The organism is Photobacterium sp. DNB22_13_2 (assembly GCF_052873915.1).
This window is the reverse complement of record NZ_JBNNXU010000004.1, coordinates 18,303-34,474: the sequence shown is the minus strand read 5'-3', so window position 1 is coordinate 34,474 and position 16,172 is coordinate 18,303. Positions and strand designations below refer to the sequence as shown.

At 44.9% G+C, this 16,172-nt stretch carries 16 protein-coding genes; 8 read left to right on the top strand and 8 right to left on the bottom strand.

Going from position 1 to position 16,172, the window contains the following annotated elements:
• The first annotated feature begins 30 nt into the window (after nt 1-30).
• The 5 genes from ACVA58_RS07605 to ACVA58_RS07585 are packed head-to-tail and all read left to right on the top strand — an operon-like array spanning nt 31 to nt 4,918.
• Nucleotides 31-1,191, top strand: a complete 1,161-nt coding sequence (locus tag ACVA58_RS07605; protein WP_446509840.1) for an acyl-CoA dehydrogenase family protein — start codon at nt 31-33, stop codon at nt 1,189-1,191.
• A 24-nt stretch (nt 1,192-1,215) separates the two neighbouring features.
• Nucleotides 1,216-1,998 (top strand): enoyl-CoA hydratase, encoded by a 783-nt coding sequence (locus ACVA58_RS07600; RefSeq protein WP_446509839.1) that lies wholly within the window; start codon nt 1,216-1,218, stop codon nt 1,996-1,998.
• A gap of 45 nt (nt 1,999-2,043) precedes the next feature.
• Nucleotides 2,044-3,225, top strand: a complete 1,182-nt coding sequence (locus ACVA58_RS07595) for an enoyl-CoA hydratase/isomerase family protein (RefSeq protein ID WP_446510141.1) — start codon at nt 2,044-2,046, stop codon at nt 3,223-3,225.
• Complete coding sequence (gene mmsB, locus ACVA58_RS07590; protein ID WP_446509838.1) at nt 3,222-4,127, top strand: 3-hydroxyisobutyrate dehydrogenase; 906 nt, start codon at nt 3,222-3,224, stop codon at nt 4,125-4,127. The genes ACVA58_RS07595 and mmsB overlap by 4 nt, the downstream gene beginning before the upstream one ends.
• Nucleotides 4,128-4,159: 32 nt before the next feature.
• Nucleotides 4,160-4,918: an SDR family oxidoreductase gene (locus ACVA58_RS07585; RefSeq protein WP_446509837.1), complete on the top strand. Its 759-nt coding sequence runs from the start codon at nt 4,160-4,162 to the stop codon at nt 4,916-4,918.
• Between the two features lie 250 nt (nt 4,919-5,168).
• Here ACVA58_RS07585 and ACVA58_RS07580 read toward each other — a convergent pair whose 3' ends face one another.
• The 3 genes from ACVA58_RS07580 to ACVA58_RS07570 form a co-directional block, all read right to left on the bottom strand.
• Nucleotides 5,169-5,693: an NUDIX hydrolase gene (locus ACVA58_RS07580; RefSeq protein ID WP_446510140.1), complete on the bottom strand. Its 525-nt coding sequence runs from the start codon at nt 5,691-5,693 to the stop codon at nt 5,169-5,171.
• A gap of 5 nt (nt 5,694-5,698) precedes the next feature.
• Nucleotides 5,699-6,748, bottom strand: coding sequence for a GGDEF domain-containing protein (locus ACVA58_RS07575; protein ID WP_446509836.1), 1,050 nt, complete (start codon nt 6,746-6,748; stop codon nt 5,699-5,701).
• A 150-nt stretch (nt 6,749-6,898) separates the two neighbouring features.
• A complete protein-coding gene (locus ACVA58_RS07570; RefSeq protein WP_446509835.1) occupies nt 6,899-7,867 on the bottom strand; it encodes an alpha/beta fold hydrolase in 969 nt (322 codons plus the stop codon).
• 158 nt (nt 7,868-8,025) lie between these two features.
• Here ACVA58_RS07570 and galE point away from each other — a divergent pair, with 158 nt between their 5' ends.
• Nucleotides 8,026-9,042 (top strand): UDP-glucose 4-epimerase GalE, encoded by a 1,017-nt coding sequence (galE, locus tag ACVA58_RS07565; protein ID WP_446509834.1) that lies wholly within the window; start codon nt 8,026-8,028, stop codon nt 9,040-9,042.
• Nucleotides 9,043-9,165: 123 nt separating this feature from the next.
• On the opposite strand, the gene ACVA58_RS07560 is transcribed toward galE, so the two are convergent.
• Both ACVA58_RS07560 and ACVA58_RS07555 read right to left on the bottom strand, forming a co-directional pair.
• Complete coding sequence (locus ACVA58_RS07560; RefSeq protein ID WP_446509833.1) at nt 9,166-9,777, bottom strand: DUF2238 domain-containing protein; 612 nt, start codon at nt 9,775-9,777, stop codon at nt 9,166-9,168.
• A gap of 136 nt (nt 9,778-9,913) precedes the next feature.
• Nucleotides 9,914-10,231 carry a hypothetical protein gene (locus ACVA58_RS07555; protein WP_446509832.1) on the bottom strand — a complete coding sequence of 106 codons (318 nt, stop codon included), beginning with the start codon at nt 10,229-10,231 and terminating at the stop codon, nt 9,914-9,916.
• Nucleotides 10,232-10,710: 479 nt separating this feature from the next.
• On the opposite strand from ACVA58_RS07555, the gene ACVA58_RS07550 reads away from it, so the two are divergent.
• The gene (locus ACVA58_RS07550; protein ID WP_446509831.1) at nt 10,711-12,048 is read left to right on the top strand and encodes a DEAD/DEAH box helicase; all 1,338 of its coding nucleotides are present in this window, start codon (nt 10,711-10,713) and stop codon (nt 12,046-12,048) included.
• A gap of 82 nt (nt 12,049-12,130) precedes the next feature.
• Here ACVA58_RS07550 and ACVA58_RS07545 read toward each other — a convergent pair whose 3' ends face one another.
• Genes ACVA58_RS07545 through pdhA form a run of 3 tightly spaced genes read right to left on the bottom strand, consistent with a single transcriptional unit; the run spans nt 12,131 to nt 15,340 of the window.
• Complete coding sequence (locus tag ACVA58_RS07545) at nt 12,131-13,279, bottom strand: dihydrolipoamide acetyltransferase family protein (RefSeq protein WP_446509830.1); 1,149 nt, start codon at nt 13,277-13,279, stop codon at nt 12,131-12,133.
• Nucleotides 13,276-14,259 carry an alpha-ketoacid dehydrogenase subunit beta gene (locus ACVA58_RS07540; protein WP_446509829.1) on the bottom strand — a complete coding sequence of 328 codons (984 nt, stop codon included), beginning with the start codon at nt 14,257-14,259 and terminating at the stop codon, nt 13,276-13,278. The genes ACVA58_RS07545 and ACVA58_RS07540 overlap by 4 nt, the downstream gene beginning before the upstream one ends.
• Nucleotides 14,252-15,340: a pyruvate dehydrogenase (acetyl-transferring) E1 component subunit alpha gene (gene pdhA, locus ACVA58_RS07535; RefSeq protein WP_446509828.1), complete on the bottom strand. Its 1,089-nt coding sequence runs from the start codon at nt 15,338-15,340 to the stop codon at nt 14,252-14,254. Before pdhA ends, ACVA58_RS07540 begins: the two co-directional genes overlap by 8 nt.
• Nucleotides 15,341-15,711: 371 nt before the next feature.
• Between pdhA and ACVA58_RS07530 the strand changes: the two genes are divergently transcribed.
• Complete coding sequence (locus ACVA58_RS07530; protein ID WP_446509827.1) at nt 15,712-16,164, top strand: hypothetical protein; 453 nt, start codon at nt 15,712-15,714, stop codon at nt 16,162-16,164.
• Nucleotides 16,165-16,172: the final 8 nt, after the last annotated feature.

The following is a 16,172-nucleotide window of genomic DNA, read 5'->3' as shown; positions in this document are numbered from 1 at the left end:
TACTCGATAGACCTTTCATAAGGAGCTGGTATGGATTTCTCTTTGACTGAAGACCAACGCGCCTTTGCGGATGCTGCGACCCAATTTGCAAAAGACAGGCTTGCGCCAAACGCTGCACAATGGGATGAAAACCAAATATTTCCTAAAGATGTATTGAAAGAAGCCGGTGAAATGGGCTTTCTGAGCCTATATGTTCCAGAACAACAAGGTGGATTGGGACTCACAAGGCTTGATGCCTCTATTATCTTTGAACAATTGGCTATGGGGTGCACGTCAACAACCGCATATATGACCATCCATAATATGGTCGCTTGGATGATAACCAACTTTGCCGCAGATGACGTTAAAGATCAGTTTTGCCCTTTGTTAGTTAGCGGAGGGAGCCTTGGCTCTTATTGTTTAACTGAAGCGAACGCCGGATCTGACGCTGCTTCCTTAACGACGACCGCAAAAAAACAAGCTAATGAATACATTATTAACGGGGCTAAAGCGTTTATCTCTGGTGCTGGTGATACCGATGTACTGGTCGTGATGGCAAGAACGGATACGACTTCAAAGGGGGCATCGGGTATATCAGCCTTTGTGGTACCTGCTGATACGAATGGGATCAGTTATGGACGAAAAGAGCCAAAAATGGGTTGGAATAGCCAGCCGACCAGAGCAGTAACCTTTGATGATGTGCACATTCCTTCGAGGTACTTACTGGGTAGTGAAGGAGATGGGTTTAAGTTTGCCATGAAAGGGTTGGATGGCGGACGGATAAATATTGCAACATGCTCGCTAGGTACTGCGCAACAAGCGTTGGAAATGGCTAGTCAGTACGTTAATGAACGTAAGCAATTTGGAAAAAAACTGGCAGACTTCCAATCCGTCCAGTTCAAGCTCGCAGATATGACCACCGAATTGATCGCAGCAAGGCAGTTAGTACGATATGCCGCATTTCAATTGGATCAACAAGCACCAGAGGCAACGGCATATTGTGCCATGGCTAAGCGATTTGCAACCGACGTGGGATTTAGAGTCTGTGATCAAGCGCTACAGCTATATGGTGGCTACGGTTATATCAAAGAGTATCCGTTAGAGCGTTATTTTCGCGATGTCAGAGTACATCAAATTCTAGAGGGCACTAATGAAATTATGCGGTTGATTATTGCCAGGCGGGTGCTCAGTGAAGGTAGTCGCTTGCTATAACCCAATATACTAGAGGGGAACCTCATGTCACAAACAAATGCCATAGAAATCGTTTTGGATGGTCACACAGCCGTGTTGACCATGAATAACCCTCCGGCCAATACCTGGACTGAAAACAGTTTAAAACTTCTTCGCGATACCGTATTAAAACTCAATGAAGATAAAAATATCTATGCGTTAGTAATCACTGGGCAGGGAGAAAAATTCTTCTCTGCTGGTGCCGATCTGAATTTGTTCGCCGATGGCGACAAAGCGGTTGCTCTTAGCATGGCACAAGCATTTGGTGAAGCCTTTGAGACGCTAAGTCAATTTCGAGGTGTATCGATTGCTGCCATTAACGGGTACGCAATGGGTGGCGGTTTAGAAGTTGCCTTGGCGTGTGATATTCGTATCGCTGAAGCGCATGCGAGTTTGGCATTACCTGAAGCCAAAGTTGGGTTATTACCTTGCGCTGGTGGTACCCAGAATCTGACCTGGTTGGTAGGAGAAGGATGGGCAAAACGGATAATATTATGTGGTGAAAGAGTGACGGCGTCACAAGCGTTGGATATTGGTCTTGTTGAACATGTTGTTGCTTCAGGGCAATCGTTGGAGAGTGCAAAAACAATGGCAAGTGATGTTGCCAATCAATCACCTTCCTCCGTTGCAGCGTGCAAAGCTTTGATACAAAACTGTCGTTTTTCTCCTTTAAGTCATGGCCTGATCCGAGAACGTGAGCTATTTATGAAATTGTTTGATACCGAGGATCAAACCGAAGGAGTTAAAGCTTTTTTAGATAAGCGTCGACCAGAGTGGAAAAATCGCTAAAGAGCTTGAGGCTGATCGTAATAGCTAAATTCAGGGGGGAATATGATGTCAGGTTTGGTCAATATCAGTGAACTAGAATGTGGCGGAGGATTGAAATTTGGTGTTGCGGAATTAAACAATACTGACTCTTTAAATGCATTGACCTTCGAAATGTTGGTAGTGCTACATGAGGCCCTAAAGCATTGGCAAGATGATCATAATATTGTCGGCGTATTAATCCACGGTACTGGGGATAAAGCCTTCTGCGCCGGAGGGGACGTTAGGGCAATGTATCGGGTTATGCATGAGACAAAATCCGCTGATTCCCCTGATAGTTCTTGCCACGCGATCGGATATTTAACCGACTATTTTACCATTGAATATAAAACCGATTACCTCATTCATACCTATTCCAAGCCAGTGATTGTGTGGGGGCAGGGTATAGTAATGGGCGGTGGCATAGGGTTGTATATTGGTGCAAGTCACCGTATTACAACGCCAACATCGAAGTTGGCAATGCCGGAAATCAGTATTGGTCTATATCCTGATGTTGGTGGCACATGGTTTCTCAATCATTTGCCACAAGGTGTTGGCCTTTTTCTCGGTTTAACTGGCGCGACTGTCAATGCAACAGATGCTTTAGCACTTTCAATGACTGAGCATATCTTGCTTCCACATCAAAAGGGGATGCTGTTAGAGAAGCTTCAGCAAGTCAATTGGGATGATGTCGAACCATATCAAGGCGTTACTGAGCTACTAGACGGCTTGGGAAATGAAGCGAAATATACCCACCCACAAAATGCGTTGATACCTCATTTACAAGCGATTCAAACCGCTTGCCAATATGGCTCGTTGCAAGAAATTTATGAGCAAATCCAAGCCATGGCAGAGCCGGTAGATGCAAGCGAAGGTAAATGGCTACGAAGGGCTAAGCAGACATTAAGAGAAGGAAGTCCGATCACAGCTCATATCTGCTATCGCCAGTTAACCCAATTCCACTACGAATCGTTAGCCGATTGTTTTCGTCTAGAGCTAACCCTGTCAGTTCGTTGTGGCGAACTTGGCGAGTTTTATGAAGGGGTAAAGGCGCGGCTGATAGAGAAAACCAACCAGCCAAAGTGGTTATTTTCAGATATCGCCAGTGTTGATCACGCTGTGATAGATACTTTATTTACCCCACTTTGGGCAGACAATGAGCATCCATTACAGGCGTTGGGGCTTAATGATGTTCACGAAGGAGATGAGTGATGAACATTGCTTTTATTGGTCTCGGTAACATGGGCCACCCTATGGTGCTGAATTTACTTAAAGCCGGTTGTCATGTCTCGGTTTACGATATCAATGCAGCGGCTACACACGCCTTGAAATCAGAGGGGGCAACGGTTGCGAGTTCAATGGAGGAGTGCGTAAAAGGTGCCGAAACGGTAATGACAATGTTACCAGCAGGGGAGCATGTTAGAGCGGTCTATCTTGGTGATCATCAAGGTGGTGTGGGCTTGCTCAAAATGATTGATGCTGGCACTTTCTTAATTGATTCATCAACTATCGATCCTGCTTCAGCAAAACTCGTTGCACAGGAAGCACACTCGCAAGGTTTTGAATTTGTGGATGCTCCAGTGTCTGGTGGCGTGGCTGGTGCGCAGGCTGGCACGCTGACATTTATTGTTGGTGGTTCTGATGCTGGTTTCAAACAAGCTCAAGTGGTTTTGCAACATGTGGGTAAGAATATTTTTCATGCCGGTAACGCCGGTGATGGTCAAATGGCGAAGATCTGCAATAACCTAATGCTGGGGATTATCATGTCGGGCACTTGCGAGGCGCTGAGCTTGGGTATAGACAATGGTTTGGATCCTAAAGTGTTGTCAGAAATCATGCTGCAAAGCTCAGGACGTAACTGGGCGTTAGAACTCTATAACCCATGCCCGGGGATTATGGAAAAAGCACCAGCCTCGAACCAATATCAACCTGGCTTTATGGCCAAATTGATGTTGAAAGACTTAGGGCTTGGATTGGAAGCGGCAACGAATAGCCAGTCACCAATTCCGATGGGAACGCTTGCTCGAAACTTATATGCCTTCCATAACGCTGAAGGGAATGAACTCCGGGATTTCTCAAGTTTGTTTGAGTTTTACCGTAAGCAATCTAAGTGATCTCTATTGTAGCGACTATTGTTGGGGGATTTATGGATTTAAAACAAAGTGTCATTGCCATTACTGGGGCTGGACAGGGGCTTGGGCAAATGATGGCGATCGGTCTCGCTCAGGCGGGTGCAGAGTTGGCATTGATCGATTTGAACGAAGAAGGCCTACACGAAACCAAACAACAGTGCCAAATGTTGAGTGCCAAAACGTTAACCTATTTAGCAGATGTGACTCATGAGCAACAAGTTGTGGCGGTATTTGAAAACATAATGGAAGATTTCGGCCAGCTAAACGGTTTAATCAATAATGCGGGTGTACTCCGGGATGGCCTTTTGGTTAAGGCAAAAGATGACACTGTAGAGAAAATGACACTGGAACAATTTTCGACAGTGATGGACGTGAACGTCACCGGGACATTTTTGTGTGGCAGAGAAGCCGCTGCAAATATGGTTTCTGCTGGAAATCATGGCGCGATTATTAATATTTCGAGTGTGGCCCGGGCGGGGAACATCGGACAGACTAATTATGCTGCATCCAAGGCTGCAGTTGCAACGATGGCGGTATGTTGGGCCAAAGAGCTTGCCCGTCATGGGATCAGAGCCGCCGCGATTGCCCCAGGTGTAGTAGAAACGGCAATGGCTAAGCAACTCAAACCTGAAGCGATAGAAAGACTGAAGTCAATGATCCCTGTTGGCAGAATTGGAGATGCTAGCGAGATTGCCCATGCGGTAAAGTATATCTTCGAAAACGATTATTATACTGGGCGTGTACTTGAGGTCGATGGCGGTATGCGTATGTAACACATACCAACCGTTCTGCAGCTTTCTCACGGCAGTTACCTAGTTGCTTAATTACCGTAAAAGAACACAAATAAAGCCATGCCACCGCCAGTGACGAACATAAGCATTGCAACGATAGATGCGAATTTATTAAGAAAAGAAAATAGTTTATCCATGGCTGATAGCGTCACTTAAATGAGTTTGGCAGCAAGATGCCACAGTTAGCAGTAAAATGCGACAGAGCGCTTGGCTTCTTAATGTTTCATTACAATTAGCTCGGCTGTAGCATCCCTTTAGCTTGCAGTTTAAGAAATGCGGCAAGCGTTTTGGCATCTTTGATCTCGTTCTGCGCCACCTTGTTAAGAAAGTCTGATGCTGTGAGTGTTACGACTTCAATCACTTCATCTTCATCACATTGGGCTTGGTAAGGCTTAAGATCTGTGGCGAGGAAAAGATACTGTACCTCGTCACAGAAACCTGGAACTGGGAATAGTTCCCCCAGGTTATGCCAATGACGAGCACTCAACTGAGTTTCTTCTGCTAACTCTCGTTGGGCGCAGCCAAGAATATCTTCATTGATTTCTAGAGTGCCTGCTGGAAATTCCAATATCCAATCTTTGATGGCTGGTCTGTATTGGTTAATCATTACTAGATTACCCGCCTCGTCGATAGGGACGATAATCACTGCCCCGGGATGTTTGACGGTTGTAAACTCAATCTCTCTTCCATCGGGAAGAGTGTGCTGCGACTGCTCAACAGAGAAACATTTCCATTGGCAAAGGGTTTTTGTTGTCATCATTTCTATCCAATCGCAATTTGATCTTTGCCCCAATTCTTGGCACGAAGTAGGGCACTGTCAGCTTTAATGTAATCTAGGCTGAAGTTCTGGTATTCAACTAATGTTAGGCCAATACTGACGGTGACTGAAAGGTGCTTACCGCACTCCAATTCTAGCTGCCATTTTTTGATGTCTTGTATAATATTCAAGGCGGTGAGTTCAGCATCGGCCTGTGAGGTATCGGGTAAGAGCAAACAAAATTCACCACTTCCCATGCGGGCCAAACTGTCGCCGACGCGTAGGTGATGATTCAAGTGTTGAGATACCATAATCAGCATCTTATCGCCAATTTCTAACCCATATCTGTCATTGATGTCTTTCAGGCCATCAATATCAATCAGAACTAACGAAAGATCTTTCAAATAACGGTTACACCGGTACGTTTGGTGGAGGTATTGTTCTTCTAGGGCCTTACGGTTAAGTAGCCCGGTGAGAAAATCTTTCTTGGCGGTTATTTTTACTCGGTTGATCGCTTCATTACGGTGTTGCGCCAATAAGTAGGCCATTACTAAAACCATGGCATAGGCGCTGATATTTTGCAGGGCTTCGTTGATTTGAAGGTGCTTTTGTATATATTCATCGGCGCTCATTGCGACGTAATACAACCCAAAGAGCAGGCTATACCAGTATGCATACTGATGTCTTAGGGTGAAAAAGCACAGTAAAGGTATGGTGAGAGCAATGGTGTTATTCAATAAATTTGGCCCGTCGGTGTAAAACCCGTGAATGCAATTCGTGGTGGTGTACGCAATAAAAATCCAAATAAGAATTTGTGGGCTTTCCGTACGTTTATTGACCGATGCTAATAGTTGACATAATAGAGCGCCAAGCAGAGCCTGGCTAGTAAGCCAAAGTGAATTTGTTGCTACGAAATAAGAAAAGGCAATGATGAGAAAAATGATTCCGGCAACGGGAAAGAGAATGGACAACTGCTTTTTCAGCGTTTCTTTGCTAAGTTCAATATAGGCGTGATTATCTGATTGTAGCTGGTGGCTCTTAAAAACCATATTCATGGTAAAAGGTTATCCCTGAAAAGCGAAAATCCAGTCAATACGCAACCTTGCGCATTGACTGGGGTAGCTTAATTCAAGGTGAGAATCTTGTCTAATTTTCTTGCGAAAAAAATGTAATTAGTTGATCTGCGATAGTCATTTCTTGATAACTTAACTAATGAATATTTTCAATAGCTTAGTTACGGTATCTGGTCGTTCATTAGTTACCCCATGTGCCGTTTCAGGTAACACTACAATGGCCGAGTTGAGGTGTTCGCTTAGTGCAATACCATTTTTCAACGGGAATATTTTATCGCTATCCCCCCAAATAAGCATGGTTGGTGGGAAAATAGCTGTGTTTGCCTGTGATATATGCTCCCTGTCTACAATAAGTGATTGTATTAGAAGTTCTTTTTCTTTTTTAAATGGTGAAAAATAGCCGCTGTATATTTGTTTTGCGACAAAATCAGGCATGCTTTTCGGTTCATAGAACACATTGTCAAACAGTCGCTTTACGCCATCGCTATTCGTAGGTACGAACAGTTGTTCTGGCTTTTCAACACCGGCGCGAAGGCACAATTCTGCAAGATCATCGTCGCTAAAGAGCGGCCCCGGGCTGGCAATGATGACGCTTTTCTCTACTCGGTCAGGCTTCATCATCATGTTATAGGTAATGAAGCCGCCGTAAGAGATGCCAGCAACGTTGACTTTATCAATCTCAAGGGCATCAAGCAGTTGCCACATTGTTTCGGTTTGTGTTGTTAGGTTCGGGGGACCCATACTGTAAGACTCACCGAACCAAGCTAAATCGGGTGCGATGACTTGATAATGCTTGCTGAGCTCAAGCATTTCCTCTTTCCAGGTTGCGACTGCAGTTCCACCAAAACCATGGATCAGCAATAAAGGTTCACCTGTTCCGCCGACCCAGTATTTAAGTTGGCCACCTTCTTTGAGGGGCAGGATATGCTCCTGGTAACCTTGGGCATTCAGCTGGTCATTATCATGTTTTTCTTTCCATTGCACTATTTCACACCCATTTAGTACAAGCAGGGAGATGAATAAGGCAATGAATTTAGTTAGTTGGCGGCTTAACAGATAGCGCATGAGAATTTCTCCATTCCCAGAAATAAAAACATCCATATTATACACTGTTTTATTTTCGTTGGCAGTAGACAGATTATTGCTCGTAATTTGCACGTTTAATGTGATCGTTACTTTATTTTCCAGTGAGTTATGTTACTTTATGGCCAGATTAACTAAGATTATTTGAGTAATTCCTCACTCAAAGGGAGATAAGCATGCGAGTTCTCGTTACTGGTGGTATGGGTTACATTGGCAGTCACACTTGTGTTCAGATGATTGAAGCGGGTATGACACCAATTATTGTTGATAACCTATACAACAGTAAGAAATCAGTGTTAGCAAGAATTGAAAAACTGACGGGTGTTAAGCCTGTATTTTATCAGGGCGATATTCGTGACCGTGCATTCCTCGACAAGGTGTTAGCGGAAAATGAGATCGAATCAGTGATTCACTTTGCTGGCCTTAAAGCTGTGGGTGAGTCAGTAGAAAAGCCGCTTGAGTACTATGACAACAACGTTCACGGTACCTTAGTGTTGGTTGAAGCGATGCGTGCCGCGGGTGTCAACAGCCTTATTTTCAGTTCATCTGCAACGGTTTACGGCGATCCGGCAAGTGTGCCAATTACCGAGAACTTCCCAACCAGCGCAACTAACCCTTATGGCCGTAGTAAATTGATGGTTGAAGAGTGTCTGACCGACATTCAAAAAGCCCACCCAGAAATGAGCATCACGCTACTGCGTTACTTTAACCCTGTTGGCTCACACCAAAGTGGTGAGATGGGTGAAGATCCTCAAGGGATCCCGAATAATTTGATGCCATTTATCTCACAGGTTGCTGTGGGACGTCGTGAATTCCTATCTGTATTTGGTGATGACTACCCAACAGTGGATGGCACTGGGGTTCGCGATTATATCCACGTGCTTGATTTGGCTGATGGCCATTTGGCTGCGCTAAATTACAAGGGTAAAGAGGCGGGTCTGCATATCTACAACCTAGGTACAGGCAACGGCTTTAGTGTATTGCAAATGGTGAATGCTTTCGCTAAGTCTGCCGGAGTTGAGGTTGCCTATAAAATTGCACCTCGTCGTGCTGGTGACATTGCTGAGTGTTGGGCTGACCCTGCCAAGGCAAAAACTGAATTGCATTGGGAAGCGACGCGCACGATCGATGATATGACTTCAGATACGTGGCGTTGGCAGTCTGCTAACCCGACGGGTTACCCAGACTTGTAATCGTACTCTGAATTTACTTCAGGTATGAATTAGCCCGCTATTGCGCGGGCTTTTTTTGAGCAATTCAAAGTGTTTATTTACCTGTTTATTAAAATATTTCAGCAAGTTATAGCCAGGATAGCTTCAAGACTCAATCTCTTGCTGATATGGCTTGATGATGTGAAAAAGCACCAAACTGGTCATTGCGCCTAATGTATCTGCGAGCATATCTTTTTGAGCATCCCAAATATCGCCTTGGCTACCAAGGAACTCAATACCGGCATCCCCGCCTGCTGAAGTTGCATACCACCATTCGACTATTTCATAACCCGCAGCAATGGCCATAATTGTTGCGAGTGCGAAGAGAGTGGCCACTACGGGCTTGCAATGTCCTTTGCGAACCATGAATTCTGCTATTGGAAAGGCGTACAAGCCGATAGAAAAATGCGCGACACGATCGAAATTGTTGCGTTGTGACCCTATTAACTCGTTAAACCAGTCAAAAGGAACGTTGGCGAATGTGTAGTGTGCGCCGATAGTGTGGAGTAACATCCAGATAGCAATAAGGATATAAGCGGTGTTAGAAAATTGGAAAAACCGGTAGGTAATGAGCAAAGGGGCCAAAATTAAGACGACTGGAATAATTTCGGCTAACCATACATCAGGGAAAACAGGATCAAGCCCTGACCAAACGATAATCAAGGTAACAACGATAAAGGCCGTAACAGGGATAGTATGGCTACGAATTTGTTTCATCAATTCAAGATCCTACATACTTTTCTATGCCTGAAGGTTAGCACAAGAAAGATGTTTTTTTACTGAATATCCCTTTCGTTTTCTTTTAATGCCTCTAATCAAGTAAAAGGAGATGGCAAGTTAACTATCGGTTGGGTTACTTGTTCTTTGTGTGGATTGATAACTCGGCTTCTAGGCGTTCGATACAGTCCTCGTAATATAAGGTGATCTCTTTCATTCCACGGATTTTGGGCGAGGTTTTGAACTGGACATCCGGTTTGCCACTTTCGAGTACGAGGAAGCGGTGTTTATGGGCGAGTTCTCCAAATCGAGATTTAGCTGTAAGTAGACGCCGTTGAGTAAATGCTCTGTTCGCTCTTGTTTTAATACGCTTATTTTTTTCAGCAGGTTCAAGGATTTTCTCTAGGCGAAACTTAGTCCATTTCGCTTCTGGCTTCGTCGGTATCATTTTCATAAAGCTATGTTGGTCTGTTTGTGAAGAAAAATACGTTATCCATGGAGAGTTTGGGAGGTCATTTTGCGACAATGGTTAGAAAAAGCCCCCTTGCGATATGCAGGTTGATCGAAGGGGGAGAACCAATGTGGTCAATACCCTATTGGAGAGTCTGGGTCTATTGCTACAGAGTAGATGTCTATCATTTATATTGTTGACTGAAGTAGTTAGCTCTTTGATAAATTTATACAACTTCGTGTCAGATAAGTGCAGGTCATTTTACGACAAGTCGCGGTGGTGTGAATGCTAAGCTCACCAGTAGCTAATCAATAGGAATGCTATCTTCATGAAAAGTCATTAAATCTGCATCAATTAGGTGCTAGCAAATTGAAATGTGGTATAATGCCCAGCTAACCAAATTTAGAGCTGTGTGATTACTATCACATAGGCTCGTACTGTATTATTCTTGCTCATAGTTGGGCAATTACCGGAGCATCACTTTGCAATTTAACGATCTTGGATTAGACCAGCGCCTACTTAAAAGACTCAACCACTTGGCGTTTGATAAACCAACTGAAATTCAAAAAGCAGCAATTCCTGTTGGCATTCTAGGCAAAGATATCTTGGCCTCATCCAAAACAGGTTCTGGTAAAACACTGGCCTTTTTGTTGCCAGCTATGCAGCGCATGTATCGTAGCAAGCCATTTACTCGCCGTGACCCACGCGTTTTGGTATTAACACCAACGCGTGAACTGGCGAAACAGGTTTTCGCTCAGCTTCGTACGTTAAATGCGGGCACGCCTTATGATGGTACATTGATTGTTGGTGGCGAAAACTTTAATGATCAAGTAAAAGCATTGAAAAATGATCCAATGTTTGTGATTGCAACGCCAGGACGTTTAGCTGACCACCTTGAGCACCGCAGTACGCACCTTGATGGCCTTGAAATGCTTATCCTTGATGAAGCAGACCGTATGCTTGATTTGGGTTTTGAACCTCAATTGCGTCGTATTCATGAAGCGGCTAACCACCGTCGTCGTCAGACACTAATGTTCTCAGCAACGCTAGACCATACTGATGTTGTCGGTATTGCTGCTGACATGCTTAATGCACCAAAACGCCTCTCGATCGGCCACTCAGCAGAAGAGCACACTGATATTACTCAGCGTTTCTTCCTTTGTGACCATCTTGATCACAAGCAAGCTTTGCTAGATAAGGTGCTGGAAACTGAAAACTATAACCAGCTAATTATCTTCACGGCAACGCGTGCGGACACCGACCGTCTAACCAAAGAGTTGAACGAGCGTAAATTGAAAGCCGTTGCGTTGAGTGGTGATATGAATCAGACCCAACGTAATGCGATCATGAGTCAGTTCGAGCGTGACTGTCACAAGATTCTTGTTACAACCGATGTTGCATCACGTGGTTTGGATATCGAAAAAGTCTCGCACGTGATTAACTTTGATATGCCAAAACATGCTGAAGAGTACGTTCACCGTATTGGTCGTACTGGCCGTGCCGGTAACAAAGGCGATGCGATTTCCCTTGTTGGTCCTAAAGACTGGAAGAGCTTCAAAAATGTAGAAGCTTTCCTTCAACAGACTATTAGCTTTACGACTTATGAAGGTCTTGAAGGTAAGTTCAAAGGCTTGAAACCGGCACCGAAGAAGAAATTTGTTAAGAAGAAGCCGACTTCTGATAAGCCTGCAGCGAAGAAGCAAGCTAAGCCTAAGGCCAAGAAGAAGGTTGATAAGCGTTTCTATGACAATGTGGCTGTTGGTGACAGTGTCTTTATCCCTAAGAAGAAAAAGCCTGTTAGCCCTTCTTCTGAAGACTAATAGTGTTGTTGAATGTTAATAAAAAATGCCAGTCAACTGACTGGCATTTTTATATCTGTTGCATGCTTAAAGTAGAACCAATTTACAGTTCAGGACGTTGAAGATGCCTCACTAACACTTTCATGAACCTGGCGGCTTCACCACCGGTGCATGCCCGATGATCAAATGTCATCGAGAGTGGAAGGGTTTTTATTGATTTCACTTCTCCTTGCTCAATAACGACCTTTTCAATGATGCGTCCCGCACCCACAATGGCAACCTGTGGTGGGGTCACAACGGGTGTGGCAAATATTCCGGCAATAGCACCGAAATTGGATAAAGTGATCGTCGCGTGTTGGAGTTGTTCTCGGCCAATTTTCCTATCACGAATACCGGCAACCGTTTTGTCTACCCATTGCCGTATCCCTTTAGCGCTGAATTCATCGGCATGACGTAAAACAGGCACGTATAGACCGTGTTTGCTATCAACAGCAATACCAATATTCACAGTGTGATGTAGACAACGAGTCATGGTTTCCGCATCGAACCAAGCATTGAGAGCCGGTTCCTGTTGGCATGCTTCAACGATTGCTTGAACAAGTCGGCAGGTGATGTCCTGTTCAGGTAACCATGCAGCTAAGCTGGCTTCTTCGGTTATCGTAACAGCTGCAATAGTATGGTGAGATTCTGACATTGCACTCACCATACTTCGGCGAGCGCCTTTTAGAACTTCGGTTCCTGGTAATTGTTTGTCGCAGGCATTGTAGACATCACGATCTAGGATGACGCCGTCTGGACCGCTGCCTTCAACTACACTCAGGTCTACTCCCAGCTTTTGCGCAAGTAGACGTGCCGATGGCATGGCACTAAGTGGCTGGTCTGAGCTATTTTGTTGAGAGCTTCCAACCCAGAATTCATCGACATTAACATCATGGCTTTCCTGGGCGACTGTACCTACAACGGTGGCGGCATTCGTTTGCTGTGAAGGGATTTTTTCTGTTTTCGTTGTTGATGCGGAGGATTCCTCTATCTCCAGTAATAAACTGCCAATGCCGATGACATCACCGGCTTCTCCATAACGGTTAATGATTTTCCCGCTATACGGTGCGGGGACTTCTACCGTGGCTTTTGCTGTTTCTACCGTTAAAACAACTTGGTCTACTTCTACGTAATCCCCAATATTGATATGCCATTGAACAATTTCTGATTCGGCTAATCCTTCACCTAAGTCGGGCAAGTTAAATGTCTTCATTTCCACCCCTCCACCAGTGTTTTCGCGGCATCAGTTATGTCAGCTTCCTGGATCATGAAATAATCTTCATTTCGGTAATAGGGCATAATGGTATCTGACCCTGTTACTCTTTTCGGTGGGGCTTTTAGCAAGCACATAGCGTGCTCAGAGACTCGGGCAATAATTTCTGCACCGACACCGCACGTCTTGCAAGCTTCATGCACAACAAGTAGTCGCCCTGTTTTTTCAAGAGACTTGATGATAGAAGCCATATCAATAGGCTTGATGGTGGCCAAGTCGATAACTTCAGCCTCGATTCCCATTTTAGACAGTTTGTGCGCGGCTTGCAGTGACTCGACAACGCATGCACCCCATGTGACTAAGGTGAGATCTCGCCCCTTTCTTAGGGTAAAACAAGTATTGAGGGGGAGGGCTTCACCATTATCGACAACCGTCGATTTAACCGTACGGTAAATTCGCTTTGGTTCAAAAAACATGACGGGGTCATTACTTCTTATCGCTGCCAGTAGCAGGCCATAAGCACGTTGAGGGGAGGAAGGGATCACAACACTAATGCCCGGGATATGGGCAAATAGTGCTTCTACACTTTCTGAGTGATGTTCTGGTGCATGGATCCCGCCACCGAACGGAGCACGGAAAACAGCAGGGCAGGTTAATCGGCCGCGTGTGCGGTTACGAATTCTAGCTGCATGACAAATCAGATGCTCCATGGCAGGAAAGACAAAGCCCTGAAACTGAAACTCAGCGACTGGACGTAGACCTTGTGTGGCCATACCCACAGTGATCCCACCGATAAGTGCTTCAGCCAATGGAGAATCAATAACACGTTTACAGCCATATTTTTCTTTTAACCCCACGGTTGCCCGAAATACGCCACCGTTATCACCGACATCTTCACCTAAAACCACCACATCAGGGTCATGGGCCATCTCGTAATGTAGTGCCATGTTAACAGCGTCTAGGAGGGTAGACTCAGCCATGATGACCTCCTTGCATGCGCATTGCCTTATTGATGATCTGATCTCGCTGGCTTAGCAAGTCCTCATTGAGCTGCTCATAGAGATAATCGAATGCAGATTCAGGGGCTTGTGGTGTTATGTTCTGGTATTTATCAACGACTTTCTCTATCACTTCTTTGCAATGGGTTTGCCAATTCGTCTCATCTTGTTCAGACCAAGCTCCTTGATCGATTAGGAAAGCTTTTAGGCGTTTTATGGGCTCATATTGCCAAGCTTGTTGTAGCTCATCTTCACTGCGATATCGAGAAGCATCATCGGCAGTTGTGTGATCGCTAAGCCGGTAGCTCACAGCTTCAATCAGCGTTGCCCCTTTGCCTTTGCGGGCGTGATTTAATGACTGTAAGACAATATCAAACATAGCGACAACATCATTGCCATCAACAGTGACGCCATCAATTCCTGCCCCTTTGGCTTTGTCAGAAAGCAGTTCAGCACCGCACTGAATGGAGCGCGGGACAGATATTGCCCATTGATTGTTATTGATGACAAATACCAGTGGGATGTTCCAAGCTCCAGCACAGTTAAGTGATTCTAGGAAGTCTCCTTTTGAGGTTGCACCATCGCCACAAGTTACGAGTGCGACTTGGTGATTACCTTGAATTTTGAGTGCAGCAGCTACACCGACAGCATGGGTACATTGAGTGGCAATAGGAACGCAAAACGGAAGGTCTCGACAATGGTGATCGTCAGGTGAGAAGTCGCTACCACGTTCATCACCTCCCCAATATTGAAGATTCTTTTCCATACCTATACCACGGGCCCACAAGGCAGGAAGGTCACGGTAGTAGGGGATGAAGACATCAGACTTTTGCAAAGCCCGTCCAATAGCAATACCAATTGCCTCTGATCCAAGGTGAGAAGGGTAGGTACCCAGTTTCCCTGTTCGTTGAAGAGCGACAGCTTTGTTGTCGTACACACGGGTTAATACCATGTCGCAATAGAAGCCTTTCAGGGTTGTAAGATCAGCCCATTCAGGAAGCGGATTAACCAACTTACCGCGATGATCGATGAAACGATGCATCGGCATAGCCAGAACATTCATCGTTAGCTCCTTCTGGTGCTGCCTCAAAAGAGGCGGACAGCAAATTGAAGAACGTGCCAGTGAGAGAATGATGGAAAGTATCGTTAGTTTGTTGGGCAGCGTTCGATAGTATTAAGTGTAATCAAATTGTTAACATTCGCTGTTGGTCGGGTTTCGGGACGGAGTAAACTTATCGGTACACTTGATTGAATTGTCAGTAAGGCGAAATCGAGACCGTTGTTTTAGTGTTAAGACCCAGACTCGTTACTCTCACATTGTGTAGGCTATCGCACATACTTAGCAGTGTTGGAGAATGTAGAACCCGCTGCACACTATGTACATTCCGTCATTGTGTGTGAATGTTAGGTATCCGTCATTTGCAAGGGCGTATTATGAAATGGTATAGCAGCTTGGCCGCGATGGTAGTAGTGTCAGCCTGTTCATCACAGGCCAATGTCAGCGATATAGCCCAGAAAAAGACGCAATATATCGAAGACGAGTGTTATGTTAACGAAGGCAGCTCACTCAATGATGCCTTCAAGGTCTTCATGTCTGCCCGACAGAAAGAGCTGGGTGTACTTCGTGAATCATTGAGTAACGAAAACTACGAGCAGCTTGATTATGCACTGAATCATTTCGTCACATACTGGGATCAGTTACAAACTGAACGTAATCTTGCTTGTGAACAGCATGCAACTTGCGAATTTATCAAAATTAAAACCCCTGAACTACAGAGTAAAAATGACTTTTGCGATGGAACAGATTTCGAGTACAGTGTGAGCCGAGCAAAAATTATCAACTTTTATAGTGATATAGAACGGCTAGAGTTGCAGCAGTCCCCTTAGGCAAGAAT

What these genes read in the sequence shown, in the direction of transcription:
- ACVA58_RS07605 (WP_446509840.1), top strand. Translation starts at nt 31, where the DNA reads ATGGATTTCTCTTTGACTGAAGACCAACGCGCCTTTGCGGATGCTGCG.
- ACVA58_RS07600 (WP_446509839.1), top strand. Translation starts at nt 1,216, where the DNA reads ATGTCACAAACAAATGCCATAGAAATCGTTTTGGATGGTCACACAGCC.
- ACVA58_RS07595 (WP_446510141.1), top strand. Translation starts at nt 2,044, where the DNA reads ATGTCAGGTTTGGTCAATATCAGTGAACTAGAATGTGGCGGAGGATTG.
- ACVA58_RS07585 (WP_446509837.1), top strand. Translation starts at nt 4,160, where the DNA reads ATGGATTTAAAACAAAGTGTCATTGCCATTACTGGGGCTGGACAGGGG.
- ACVA58_RS07580 (WP_446510140.1), bottom strand. Translation starts at nt 5,693, where the DNA reads ATGACAACAAAAACCCTTTGCCAATGGAAATGTTTCTCTGTTGAGCAG.
- ACVA58_RS07575 (WP_446509836.1), bottom strand. Translation starts at nt 6,748, where the DNA reads ATGAATATGGTTTTTAAGAGCCACCAGCTACAATCAGATAATCACGCC.
- ACVA58_RS07570 (WP_446509835.1), bottom strand. Translation starts at nt 7,867, where the DNA reads ATGGATGTTTTTATTTCTGGGAATGGAGAAATTCTCATGCGCTATCTG.
- galE (WP_446509834.1), top strand. Translation starts at nt 8,026, where the DNA reads ATGCGAGTTCTCGTTACTGGTGGTATGGGTTACATTGGCAGTCACACT.
- ACVA58_RS07560 (WP_446509833.1), bottom strand. Translation starts at nt 9,777, where the DNA reads ATGAAACAAATTCGTAGCCATACTATCCCTGTTACGGCCTTTATCGTT.
- ACVA58_RS07555 (WP_446509832.1), bottom strand. Translation starts at nt 10,231, where the DNA reads ATGAAAATGATACCGACGAAGCCAGAAGCGAAATGGACTAAGTTTCGC.
- ACVA58_RS07545 (WP_446509830.1), bottom strand. Translation starts at nt 13,279, where the DNA reads ATGAAGACATTTAACTTGCCCGACTTAGGTGAAGGATTAGCCGAATCA.
- ACVA58_RS07540 (WP_446509829.1), bottom strand. Translation starts at nt 14,259, where the DNA reads ATGGCTGAGTCTACCCTCCTAGACGCTGTTAACATGGCACTACATTAC.
- pdhA (WP_446509828.1), bottom strand. Translation starts at nt 15,340, where the DNA reads ATGAATGTTCTGGCTATGCCGATGCATCGTTTCATCGATCATCGCGGT.
- ACVA58_RS07530 (WP_446509827.1), top strand. Translation starts at nt 15,712, where the DNA reads ATGAAATGGTATAGCAGCTTGGCCGCGATGGTAGTAGTGTCAGCCTGT.